Source organism: Helicobacter sp., assembly GCF_029067145.1.
GTDB lineage: Bacteria > Campylobacterota > Campylobacteria > Campylobacterales > Helicobacteraceae > Helicobacter_D.
This window is the reverse complement of record NZ_JAIEFA010000050.1, coordinates 1-12166: the sequence shown is the minus strand read 5'-3', so window position 1 is coordinate 12166 and position 12166 is coordinate 1. Positions and strand designations below refer to the sequence as shown.

14 protein-coding genes are annotated in these 12166 nt (G+C 37.5%); 6 read left to right on the top strand and 8 right to left on the bottom strand.

Features of this window, described 5'->3' with window-relative positions:
- Positions 1 to 96 precede the first annotated feature (96 nt).
- The 3 genes from K2N75_RS05395 to K2N75_RS05385 are packed head-to-tail and all read left to right on the top strand — an operon-like array spanning position 97 to position 2481.
- Entirely contained in the window at positions 97 to 1122 is a 1026-nt protein-coding gene (locus K2N75_RS05395) for a ribonucleotide-diphosphate reductase subunit beta (protein ID WP_297681230.1), read from the top strand.
- Positions 1112 to 1855, top strand: coding sequence for a carbon-nitrogen hydrolase family protein (locus K2N75_RS05390; RefSeq protein WP_297681252.1), 744 nt, complete (start codon positions 1112 to 1114; stop codon positions 1853 to 1855). Before K2N75_RS05395 ends, K2N75_RS05390 begins: the two co-directional genes overlap by 11 nt.
- Positions 1843 to 2481 (top strand): protein-L-isoaspartate(D-aspartate) O-methyltransferase, encoded by a 639-nt coding sequence (locus tag K2N75_RS05385; protein WP_297681232.1) that lies wholly within the window; start codon positions 1843 to 1845, stop codon positions 2479 to 2481. Before K2N75_RS05390 ends, K2N75_RS05385 begins: the two co-directional genes overlap by 13 nt.
- 22 nt (positions 2482 to 2503) lie before the next feature.
- Here the strand turns inward: K2N75_RS05385 and K2N75_RS05380 are convergent, their stop codons facing one another.
- From K2N75_RS05380 to K2N75_RS05365, 4 genes are read right to left on the bottom strand one after another with little or no spacing between them, the layout of a single operon-like run.
- Positions 2504 to 3448, bottom strand: a complete 945-nt coding sequence (locus K2N75_RS05380; RefSeq protein WP_297681234.1) for a phosphatase — start codon at positions 3446 to 3448, stop codon at positions 2504 to 2506.
- A complete protein-coding gene (locus K2N75_RS05375; RefSeq protein WP_297681235.1) occupies positions 3439 to 4782 on the bottom strand; it encodes a histidine kinase dimerization/phospho-acceptor domain-containing protein in 1344 nt (447 codons plus the stop codon). The genes K2N75_RS05380 and K2N75_RS05375 overlap by 10 nt, the downstream gene beginning before the upstream one ends.
- Positions 4783 to 4811: 29 nt before the next feature.
- On the bottom strand, positions 4812 to 5480 hold the full coding sequence (locus tag K2N75_RS05370; RefSeq protein WP_297681237.1) for a response regulator transcription factor: 669 nt from the start codon (positions 5478 to 5480) through the stop codon (positions 4812 to 4814).
- Positions 5481 to 5834 carry a hypothetical protein gene (locus K2N75_RS05365; protein ID WP_297681239.1) on the bottom strand — a complete coding sequence of 118 codons (354 nt, stop codon included), beginning with the start codon at positions 5832 to 5834 and terminating at the stop codon, positions 5481 to 5483.
- 159 nt (positions 5835 to 5993) lie between these two features.
- On the opposite strand from K2N75_RS05365, the gene K2N75_RS05360 reads away from it, so the two are divergent.
- Positions 5994 to 6995 carry a TerC/Alx family metal homeostasis membrane protein gene (locus tag K2N75_RS05360; protein WP_297681241.1) on the top strand — a complete coding sequence of 334 codons (1002 nt, stop codon included), beginning with the start codon at positions 5994 to 5996 and terminating at the stop codon, positions 6993 to 6995.
- 10 nt (positions 6996 to 7005) lie between these two features.
- On the opposite strand, the gene K2N75_RS05355 is transcribed toward K2N75_RS05360, so the two are convergent.
- On the bottom strand, positions 7006 to 8745 hold the full coding sequence (locus K2N75_RS05355; protein WP_297681254.1) for a Na/Pi symporter: 1740 nt from the start codon (positions 8743 to 8745) through the stop codon (positions 7006 to 7008).
- 260 nt (positions 8746 to 9005) lie between these two features.
- Here K2N75_RS05355 and K2N75_RS05350 point away from each other — a divergent pair, with 260 nt between their 5' ends.
- Both K2N75_RS05350 and K2N75_RS05345 read left to right on the top strand, forming a co-directional pair.
- Positions 9006 to 10220, top strand: coding sequence for an NAD(P)/FAD-dependent oxidoreductase (locus tag K2N75_RS05350; RefSeq protein ID WP_297681243.1), 1215 nt, complete (start codon positions 9006 to 9008; stop codon positions 10218 to 10220).
- A gap of 57 nt (positions 10221 to 10277) precedes the next feature.
- Entirely contained in the window at positions 10278 to 10448 is a 171-nt protein-coding gene (locus K2N75_RS05345) for a hypothetical protein (protein WP_297681246.1), read from the top strand.
- 296 nt (positions 10449 to 10744) lie between these two features.
- On the opposite strand, the gene K2N75_RS05340 is transcribed toward K2N75_RS05345, so the two are convergent.
- From K2N75_RS05340 to K2N75_RS05330, 3 genes are all read right to left on the bottom strand, one after another.
- Positions 10745 to 11221: a hypothetical protein gene (locus tag K2N75_RS05340; protein WP_297681248.1), complete on the bottom strand. Its 477-nt coding sequence runs from the start codon at positions 11219 to 11221 to the stop codon at positions 10745 to 10747.
- A gap of 178 nt (positions 11222 to 11399) precedes the next feature.
- Entirely contained in the window at positions 11400 to 11996 is a 597-nt protein-coding gene (locus K2N75_RS05335; protein ID WP_297681250.1) for a lipopolysaccharide core heptose(II) kinase RfaY, read from the bottom strand.
- Positions 11960 to 12166 (bottom strand): hypothetical protein (locus tag K2N75_RS05330; RefSeq protein WP_300120127.1); only part of this gene is annotated, 207 nt, incomplete at its 5' end. The genes K2N75_RS05330 and K2N75_RS05335, both read right to left, overlap by 37 nt.

Here is a 12166-nt window from a genome sequence, read left to right as displayed (position 1 = left end):
TCTTTATATATAATTGATAAGTTTTAAAGCTTTAAAATTTTATAATTTCTACTTTTATTTTATACTTAATATTTTATGTTTTCTTAAGGTAGTTTTATGATAAACCGCAAAAAAATCTATAATCCAAACTCCCAAGAAAGCGTTAATGAACGCAAAATTTTTGGGGGCAATCCCACTAGTATTTTTGAGCTAAATAAAATCAAATACCAATGGGCTTATAATCTTTGGAAAGTAATGCTTGCAAATTCTTGGTTTCCCGAAGAAGTCAATATGACGCAAGATAAACGCGATTATGCTGATGGCTTAACTCCAGAAGAAAAAATCGGTTATGATAGAGCCTTAGCACAACTTATTTTTATGGATTCTTTGCAGACAAATAACCTCATTGACAATGTTAATCCCTATATTACAAGCCCAGAAATCAATCTTATCTTGGTGCGTCAAGCCTTTGAAGAAGCCTTGCATTCACAAAGTTATGCTGTAATGGTAGAATCTATTTCAGCAAATACCGATGAAATCTATGAAATGTGGCGCAGTGATGCGAAATTAAAAGCAAAAAATGATTATATTGCCAATGTGTATGAAGAATTAGCACTCAATCCACTTGAGCCAACACTTCTTAAAGCAATGTTTGCCAATCAAATTTTAGAGGGAATCTATTTTTATAGTGGTTTTACCTTTTTCTACACACTTGCAAGAGGTGGAAAGATGTTAGGAAGTGCGCAAATGATTCGCTTTATCCAACGCGATGAAGTAACGCATTTATTGTTATTCCAAAATATGATTAACTCGCTACGAAAAGAAATGCCGCAACTTTTTACTAAAGACTTGATTGAAGAAGTGATTGAAATGTTTAGAGAGGCGGTGAAAGTAGAATCTGCTTGGGGAGATTATATCACACAAGGACAAATTCTAGGGCTTACAAGTGAGATTATCCACGAATATATTCGCTATCTTGCCGATGATAGATTAAAACGCGTGGGTTTGCCTCCACTCTATAACGCCAAACACCCTATTAAATGGGTGGATTCTTTTAGTTCATTCAATGAACAAAAAACAAATTTCTTTGAAGGAAATGTAACAAATTACGCAAAAGGGAGTATAAATTTTGATGATTTCTAAGCCACTTTACACTTTACAACTTAAAACAAAGCAAAACTTTGAAGACAATTTGACGCATTTAAAGAATCTTATTTTAAACTGCGAAAGCGATTCTATTATTTTAGCACCAGAGGTTTGCTTGACAAACTTCTGCTATCAGAGAATGGACGAGGCAGCCGAGTTTGCAAAAGTCGCGACAGAATCGCTCTTGCGCCTTTGTAGCGACAGGGCAATCGTGATTACAATGATTGAAAAATATCGCAATGGATTTTATAATAACTTAAAAGTCTTTTACAAAGGCGAATTGCTCCACAAACAAAGCAAACACAAGCTTTTTCCTTTAGGCAACGAGCATTTGCATTTCCAAAGCGGGGATATAGAGGAAATTGCGCCCTTTGAGATTGATGGGATTCTATGTGGTGCAATCAACTGCTTTGAATTGCGCTTTATTGAGCTTTGGGAGAGGGTGAAAGGTTGTGATTTGATTTTTGTCCCTGCACAATGGGGCAAAGAGCGCAAAGACAATTTTGAAACGCTTTCCAAAGCATTGGCAATCACGACACAAAGCTTCGTAATCGCAAGCAGTGGCGCAAATGACACTTGTGCTAAAGGAAGCGCGATTATTTCTCCTTTTGGCTATGCGACCAAAGACGATGAACAAGAAGTGATTTCTTTGCGCGCGAATTTTAACGAAATCACGCAAGCACGCAAATTTATTGATATTGGGCTTAGTAAAACTCCATGCAATCCTTAAAAACCGCAAATATGGTGCTAGAAATCTCTAAGAGATTCCGCATTAGCCCATCGGTTGAAAAAGCATTTTTAAGCATTAATCGTGAAATTTTCGTTCCCAATGGTTTTGCACACCTTGCTTACACACTTGACGCGCTTCCTATGGGAGCGAGTCAGTGGATTAGTTCTCCGCTCACGGTTGCAAAAATGACAGAATATTTACAATGCGAGGGCGCGGATTCTGTACTAGAAATTGGCTGTGGAAGCGGCTATCAAGCCGCTATTTTAAGCAGGCTTATTCGCCGCGTTTTCAGCATTGAAAGGATTGAAAAATTGCTTTTAGAAGCAAGGGCGCGGATTAAATTGTGCGATATTGCAAATATCAATACCAAGCTAGACGATGGACAAAATGGCTGGAGTGCCTACGCACCTTATGATAGGATTCTACTTTCTGCTTCTATTAGAGAGATTCCTCAAAGTCTTATTGCACAATTAAGCGAAGGTGGAATCCTCGTTGCACCATTAGAAATAAATAACGCACAAGTCATCACGCGCTTTGTTAAACGCAATGGAATCTTAAGCGAAAAGCAAGAATTAGAGCATTGTATTTTTGTTCCTGTGCTCAATGGACTAGATAAAGAATCCTAAAGGATTTTGGGTTTATCATTTTTCAATCTAAAAGCCCAAGTGTATGTGCTATCACAGCACCTTCACGCAGACCCTCATCAACCACCAAACATTCTTGGAATCCCAAAGCCTCCATAAAGCAAGTAAATAAAGCGATTCCAAAAGGTACAACATCGGCTTTATACATTCCGACAAGACCGACTTGTGATTCTTGAGAAAGTGCCAAGAATTTCGCCAATTCCATAGAAAAATCCTCTCTTGTCAATTCTGTGCCAAAAATCGCTCTTGCATTGTATTCTATAAGCCCTAACTTAAAAGCACATACCATTGTGGGCGTGCCACTATTTGCCATCATAAAACGCGCTTTTCTCCCCTTTTGCACGCATTCTTGCATAAAGGAAAGAATCGGCTGCAAAAACTCCTCTTTGTGCGCCAACAAATTTTCCACACTTTTATAATGCTCCTTTGCACTCACGATTCCAATCTCAAAACTTCTTGCTAGATTCTCATTCTCTCCGCAAAGAACAAACTCACTACTCGCTCCTCCCATATCTACAAGCAAAAAACAATCTTGCCTGTATTTTGGATTCTCCCTTGCGATTCTTTGCACAGCAATTTTTGGAGCAAGGGAAGTAATTTGCGCTTCTTGCTCTCCTGAAATCACGCGAAATTGAATCTGCGTGCGCTCCCAAATCTCTTGCAAAATTTTCTCACGATTGCGCGCTTTGCGCATTGCTTGCGTTGTCAGCGCAACGACTTTTTGCTGCGGAGTGATTGCTAAGGCGCGTTTCATTTCAAGCAAACCTTGAATGATTCTTTCTTTTGCTGCTTCACAAATTTCTCCGCTATCCTCTAGCCCCTCCGCTGTGCGCACCGTCGTATCATATTCATTGAGGATTATAAAATCCTTTTGCGATTCTTTCTTGCTAACTTGCATTCTTACTCCACGCAAAGAATTGCTACCCAAATCAATTCCTATTATTTCCACGACTTTACTCCTTTTGGAAACATCACTTTAAAATGATGTTTTCCTATTTTGGTTTTTTCTTTTTCTTGTGCTTCTATGATTTCATAGACATACCCAAATCCCAAATGGTGCAACTCCAAAATACCCTTTAAAATCCCTAAACCTAGCCCATAACCCTGAATTAGCGTATGCGAATCCTCGCGTGAAAAAGGTTCAAAGTAATAAGAAATTGGCTGCTTCAATGGCACACCAACATTACAAACATTTACCGCAAAAAATTCATCTATTCCTAAGGGCAAGCCCCAAGTCGTGCCCTCATCAAGCCTTTTTTCTAATCCTACTTGGACAATAATTTTCCCACCGCTTTTATATTTTTTTGCATTTTCAATCAAATTTTTTAATGCAATGGACAAAAACTGCAAATCCCCATAGATTTTAAAATTTTCTTTAATTTCAATCTCTAATTCCTCTTCCTCTACAAACAAATGTGTCAAAGTCTCTAAAATCAATGTTTCTGCATCAAATGAACTCCACACAAACAAATCTCCACCCTCTTGGATTTTTTCAAAGGTTAGAATCTGACTGGTTAAATTATCCAAATTGCTTATACACCTTGTTACAAGCTCTTTTTGAGGATTTTCTGGCATCATTTCCAAAGCAAGTTTTGCTTTAGAGATTGGCGTTTTTAGCTCGTGTCCGATATTCCTTAGCACAAATTCTCGTGCAATCATTAATTTGGAAATTTTCTCACTCATTGCATTAAAACTCCAAGCCAATTCCGCTTGCTGTGGCTCTTTTGGCACAGGAACCTTAATCTTATAATTTCCCTTAGTAAAATCTTGCAATGCACTTTGCAAGATTTTTAACGGGTGGAGTAATGCTAAAATAATAGTAAAAGTAAGAAGCTGCATCAAAAAGTCTAAAAGAATCCAAATATTCAAGCCACTATCCGCAGACAATGTGTTTTTATAGTCTTTCAAAGCAACAAAAGTCATTCCCAAATATTCCAAATGAAAACCATAATGGCTTTGGAGTTTAAAAATTTTAATCTTGGCAAAAGAATCTTGGCTTTCTAATAATACGACTGCATTCTCTGGAATCTGACGCACGATTTTGTAATCATTATTTTGCACAATCTCTCGCAAGTACGCAGTATTGCCGCCAATAAATTCTATTAACGATTGTTGCGCTAAAAAAGTTGTTTGAGAAAGAATCGCTTCCTCATTAATTTTTAAACCATTCATATTTATGAAATACACAATTGCGCCTGTGGTGCAAAGAGAAACAAAAAATAAAAAATAAATTTGAACAAAAAGCGGGGGAATAAGATTCGGAATCCTTAATTTACCTCTCATTTAATCCTCTCACTCCATTGATTTAGAACTTAATCACAAAATTTATAACCAATTCCCCAAATGGATTGAATATATTTAGGTGTTTTTGCATTATCTCCTAGCTTTACGCGCAGATTCCTAATATGTGTATCAATGCTTCGTAAAGAGGAATCTGGAGCAATACTAGAAATCGCTTGCGCTAAAGACTCTCGTGAATAAGGCTTGCCTCTATGTGCAATTAGTAAGTTTAAAATCTCAAATTCCGCAGGTGTAAGCTCCACATTGTAACCTGCAACATTTACCTTGTGTCTATCCACATCTATTTCTAAATCCCCATATTTTATGCTTTTGTTTTGAGAACAACGTTTCAATAGTGCATTGATACGCGCAACAAGCTCAATGGGTTCATAAGATTTTGCCAAATAATCATCTGCTCCTCGCTCAAACCCTAAAATCTTGCTGCTAATATCTGCTCGCGCAGAGGACATAATAATAGGAATATCACTAATTTTTCGCATTTTTTGACACAACTCCAAGCCGTCCATTTCAGGTAGCATAATATCCAACACTGCAAGATGGAATCCGCCTTTACTTTTTATCCATTCTAACGCGGTATTGGGACTATCTGTCGCCACGACTTCCATACCACTTTGACGCAAATAATCCACCAAGAGTTTCTGCATTTCCAAATCATCTTCTACGATTAAAATCCTATACATTTACCACTCCCAAATCTTTTCCAAAAACTTATCCATAGTCTCTGTATCCAAAATCTCTGCAACAGAAATATAAAAAGCAATTCTTGCTTTAATGTATTCCTCCCCCACTTCTTTAAAAGATTCCTCGTATTGCTTCAAATCCACTTCCACACCACTTTTTAAATCTAGCAGTAAGCGATTCCGAATGCGAGAATTATTTTTCTGATAGGCGTGTTTCTCGGCATAAAATTCCGCCATTGCACTTTTTAAACTTTCTTGTGCTTTTGGAGTTAAACTTAAAGATTTTAAAGTATTTCCAACATCATTGCTCCACAATTGAGCACAAAAAATCAAATAACAAAACAAAATCCGCATAAATATCCTAAAAAGTTAAAGTATAAAATTATAAAAGCGTCATAATAAAGCTACACTTAAAAACTAGATTGTCCTTGCAAACACATTTACCAAATATTTATTTTTGTAACTTAAAATATCATAGCAGTTTTATGATAAAAATTTCTCTTAGGAGATTCAATGAGTCATTTAGGATTCCCCATACATACGATTGCTGTCTTTACAATCTTCGTCATCATTTCACTTTGCATTGATTTTCTAGGACACAAAGACAAAACTATGAGTTTGAAATCTGCTGGTATTTGGTCTATTTTTTGGATTTTTATCTCTATTCTCTTTGGTTTATTTGTGTATTATGAACACGGCGAAGAAATGGCTTCTTTATTTTTCGCAGGCTATATCTTAGAAAAATCCTTGTCTGTGGATAATCTTTTTGTCATTATGGCTATCTTTTCTTGGTTCAAGATTCCCCAAGAATATAGACACAGAGTATTGTATTTTGGAATCATTGGTGCAATCATCTTTCGCCTCATCTTTGTTGCAATCGGAAGTAGCTTGTTTTTACTCGCTTCGTGGGTGCAGCTTGTCTTTGGTGTAATTATCCTTTGGACTGCATTTGTAATGCTTAGAAAGGGTGATAATAATGAAGAAATAGAGGATTACTCTAGCCATTTAGCCTATAAACTTGTGTATAAATATTGTTCAGTTTTTCCAAAAATTGTTGGACATTCATTTTTTATTAGCAGAAAAACACTTGCGCTTAAGCTGCAAGAGAATCCAAATATCAAGTTTTCAGACAAAGGATTCATCATCGCAACGCCTCTTTTCTTGTGCTTGTGTGTCATAGAATTCAGCGATATAATGTTTGCCTTTGATAGTGTTCCAGCCGTAATTGCAGTCTCACAAGAGCCATTGATTATTTATTCTGCAATGATTTTTGCTATACTTGGCTTGAGGGCATTGTATTTTGTGCTTGAAGCATTGAAGCAACACTTAATCTATTTAGAAAAAGCCGTGATTGTCCTGCTCTTTTTCATTGCAGGTAAAATCCTATGTAACGCCTTATATCATATGTTTGGCATAGGGTTTGAGATTCCTCCCCTTGTGAGTTTATATGCCATTGCATTTATTTTGTTGGCAGGAATTACCCTAAGTATTTTATTGCCAAAAACTAGAGAATAGGCGAGATTCCCTAGTTTTGTTCTGCTTCTGACTCTTCAGCAGTTTCTAACCATTCTTCTTTGGTAAAGATGACTTCCACTGCTTCCATTAAACCTGTTGCAATATCTGCGACAAAGGAACTATCATTAAGGATTGAAGTCGCATTCGTTGCGCTGATTTTCTCTTCTGCGATGAGATTCTCTACATCTTTCATAATATTTTGGTCAAATTCTTTTGGCATATCTTTTGCCGCCCTAATTTGCTTCAAAATCACATAAGCACTCTCATCTTTCATTAACTTCAATTCCTCAATACTACGCAAAAGTTCTCCCAAATCCTTACGCATTGCGTTGTATTGTCCCGCAAGATAAGGATTAGCCGAAACAGAATAAACTTTCATATTTGCTTGAATAAGCTTTAAGTTTTTAGTGGCTTCTGCAATATTGCGTGTCGCGAGCTTAAAGGAATAAATGCGTCGGTTTTTGTCTTCATCTTCTACATATCTTTGCGCTTTAGTAGAAAACTCCATAATCGCATCAAACAAAACTTTGATTTTTCTTTTATAGAGGTAATCCAAATCCACATTTCCGCTAAACCATTTTTTTGTTTTCACAATCGTATCAAAACTTTCTTTGCCACGAATATCGCTGCGGTTGAAGCCAATCGTGTGCGCAATCATTGCATAAGCATTATTGTATAGGTGCATAGATTCTTTTTGCAAGGCGTCAATGGCGGTATCAGGGTATTCTATGAGGTTTTCGTCCAAATACAAAGGAGCGTCCATTTCTCTATCGCGTGGGGCTTTAATCGTTTTATCCAAGAAATACACAATTTGTCGGATAAACAAAGAAATAAAAATCACGCCCACAAGGTTAAACAATGTATGAAAAAGTGCAGTTTTAAGGGCGATATTGTCCTCTGAAAGCCCCAAGAAACCTGCTACAATATTTACCAAATTTACAAAATAAGGGAAAAACGCAACGACAATAATCGCAATCGTGAAGTTAAAAATACAATTCGCAATCGCAAGCTTTTTTCCTTCGATATTTGCACTCAAACTTGCAACCACTGCTGTTACAACACCTCCAACACTTGTCCCAAGAGTAGCAGCTAGCGCGTTTTCAAATCCAATCTGCCCACTCACTAATGCAGAAATAATAATCGCCAAAGTTGCGTGGCTACTCTGCACAATTCCTGTCATCAAAGCACCAAGCCCAACAAAAATCACGACACCTTTAAATCCATCAAAGTTGAAACGCGAAAGGTCCATAATCTCCTTATAGGATTCAAAACCGCCTTTAATATAATCTACTCCTAAAAAGAAAAATCCAAGCCCTACAAAGATGAGCCCGATTCCTTTAAAAACTTTGTCTTTTTGGAAGTTTAGCACCGTTCCACACACAATAAGTGGAATCGCTAAAATAGAAATATTAATACTTGTTAATCCAACAATCAGCCAAGAACCCGCACTATTACCTAAATTTGCCCCAAAAATAATCCCGATTCCTTGCGCAAGCGTAATCAAGCTTGCAGAGAGGAAAGAGATAGAAATCACAGAAACAAGGGTGGAGGATTGCATAAGCATCGTCGTAACCACACCAAATACGATACTTTTTAAGCGCGTGTCTGTGGATTTGGTCAAAATCTTTTCTAAGAGCCCTCCACTAAAAGACTTGAATCCTGTGCTTAGGTTCATCATACCAATCAGCAAAATTGCAACTCCGGCAAGAATTTGTGCGATTTCTGGAAATACAACCAAAAAATACAGCATTAAGATAATAACAACAACTAAAGAATATCGTTTGAAATTCTGCAACTCTTTCTTCCTTTTTACAATAAAATTAAGCGGTTAATTATAGCTAAAAGTTTGACTATTTCTATCTTTTGTTTTCAATATTATTCAGTCAAACCGATAAAGACTCAAAAACTTCATATTTTTCTTAAAAAATCAAATAATTTTTAACCTTTTAGGATTCTATTAACATTAATATTTTAAGATAAACCTTTTAAGTCTATATAAGGGAGCGCAAAATGGGACAAGAAACGAAAAGGATTTTAATTATTGGCGGGGGTTATGGTGGTTTAAAAGTCGCTTTAGGGCTTCAAAGAAAATATCAAGGGAGTGCAAAAATCACTTTGATTAGCAAACACGACTATCACTACCAAACAACTTTGTTACATAAAGTAGCAATTGGAACATTAAGTGCGCGAAAAGCAAGAATTTATTATCGCAAGATTTTAGACCCACAAAAAGTGGAATTTATCAAAGACAAAATCACTAATCTTTGCCCAAAAGAAAATAAAGTCATCGGCAATGGCGGAGAATATCCTTATGATATTTTAGTCATCGGACTTGGCTTCAAGCCCGATAATTTTGGAATCGCTGGAGTAGATAAGTATGCCTACAAACTCTCCTCACTCAACGCCGCATTAAAATTAACAAAAAACATTGAAAACAAATTCAAAGAGTTTGTGCATACCAAAAACCCAAAAGATTTGCAAGTTATTGTATGTGGCACAGGCTTTACAGGGATTGAATTTGCCGCAGAACTCGCTACGCAACTAGAGGAGCTTTGCCTCATCTGTGGCATTGATAGAAAGATTCCGAAAGTTACCTGTATCGGGCGTTCGCCTCATATCTTGCCTGTTTTTAATGAAAATCTCGTCCAAACCGCAGAATCCAAACTCAAAGCACTTGGGGTAGAACTGCTCTCTAGCGCAACAATTAAAGAAATCAAAGAGGGTAAAGTCATCGTAGAAAAAGAGGGGCAAAAGCAAGAAGTCTATGGCAATACGATTATTTGGAGTGCGGGCGTCAAAGGAAGCGACATCGTAGAAAAATCCGAGATTCCAAACAAAAAAGGACGCATTAAAGTCAATCCTCAATTACAATGCGAGGAGTTTCCAAATATTTATGTCGTAGGAGATTGCGCTATCGCCACTGATAAAGACGCTATCCACGCACCTACTGCACAACTTTCTGCACAAATGGGAGATTATCTCGCAGAACTCCTCTGCGCGAGACTAGAAAACAAGCCTTTTGCGCTTTCTTTTAAATTCAATCATCGTGGAACGGTTTGTTCTATCGGACATACTGATGGCGTAGGAATTGTTTATCACAAAAATGTCAAAGGTGAAATGGCAGCATTTATGAAAAACACGATTGAAAACAAATGGCTTTATAGCATAGGCGGAATGGATATGGTACTCAAAAAAGGACAATTCCGCTACCGCACAAGCAACTAGCCAATACAAAAATTGCAAGCGGGCTTCTGCCCTTGCGTTCTTGCGAGATTCTATATTATGGATTGCTTCAGGCTTTGCTTTCGCAATGGCGCGGTGGTTGGCTTTTTGTTCTTGCGGGAAATTAATTTTTTAGCGCACGACTTGCAAAGCAGTTGTGCGAGCTGGGTGAGGGCTCTCACGCATTTGAACCGCAAATCCATCATTAAGAATCTCGTAGTAGAATCTTAAGGCTTTCTTCTCCCACAACTTTTAACTCGTCGATTCAATTAGCTCCTTAGAATGAATAAAATCCCTCTCTCCAAATCATTGCAAGCAAATAAAATACTACAAAAGCGCAGTAACCACCCAAAAGCAAAGGGATAATTGCCAAAAATTTAAATCGCGCTTTTTCCCAAATTCTCCACGCTACTTTCAATAAAACAACTGCTATCCCAGCCGCCCCAATATCGTAAGGAATAGAAAAAAATAAGCTAACCCCACGATTCTTACCTCCTTTATTCTTATTTAGATGGATATTATTAGATTTATCGGCGTTTATCCAATGCAACCGAGATTGTCTCGTTCCCTCCGGCTCCATCGGCAACAGATAGTGTTACTAGATTCCCTTGCCAAACAAGAGAATATTTCCCTGCACAGATAGGTCTGTATCCATCATCGGTGATAATGCGTTCTTTTGGATAAATCAAAAATGGATTGACCCACTCATATAAAACAACTCGCCCAGAAATCAAGAAAGCTCTTTCCATAACAACAATGGTATGTATTCCATCTGGCGAAGTGAAGCTATGGTATTCCTCTGTGCTATCAAGAAAGATACAAAGGAAACTCCCACATAACAATAAAAAGGCAACACCAGCGGCAATCACCGCGAATATAACTTTATTTTTCAGTGCTCTTTTGGTTTCTTGATAATGCAAAAACGCAAGCGTTACTCCACAAACCGCCGCAATGCAGTTTAATATGCCTTGTATGAGAAATATTGTCCCGTAAGTTCCAATCAACAGATTGTAGCCTTTTATCCATATAATAATTACTATACAGGGAAAAGCAAGCCACAAGGCAAGGTATAAATACAAGAATTTTCGCAATTTCATTTTCGCTTATTTTTGAAATAGTTTGTAATCTATTATACTAAATAGAGAATAAATTTTTTACGATAAAGCAATGTAGCGGAATCTCTTAGTTGTTTTTACCCCGCAATTTTCGCAAAATACCACGAAAAAGATTTCTCCACATTATCAAATAATAAAAGAATGTTTTATTTGTCGCCTCAATGCCATAGAATCGTTTAAGAGCCAACCAATCATTTGCTTGACAAATAGGCAAAAATCCGACATCAGACAAGTCTATGATTTTGAGTTGCCCGCTAGAATTAAGGATAAAATTTTCACTCCGAATATCATTCGAAGCCAAACCATAAGAATGAAGTTTAGCAATGAGGCTTTGCATTGCTTTGAGGTAAGGAGTAAGGTTAGAAAAGCTACTTAGAGGCGTCCCTTCTATGTATTTGTAAATCATATAAGATTCCAATACTTCTCTTGCCCACCAAAACTTGCGGATTCTTTCTGCAACAAAACAAATCTCATTTGTCAAATCACAGCCGAGTTTTTGGGCATTTTCCAAACGATAAAAAAGCCGAGAATAAAAGCCACCAAGAATCCAGCGTAAGATTCTCTTTTCAGTTCTCTTATCCCATTCTTTATCGGCTTTTATAATATATTTACTCCCCCTGATGTCAATCAAAATAACAGAACGCGCCAAGCATTCATTTGGCAAGCTTTTGCCTTGTAAATTTCCTTGCATATAATCTTGCACAATCTGCCAAAATCAATAGCATTTTCCTGCTTATAATAAAGCAAAAAATCTTGATCTGGGGGGGGGGGGGGGGGGGGGGGGGGGGGGGGGGGGGGGGGGGGGGGGGGGGGGGGGGGGGGGGGGGGGGGGGG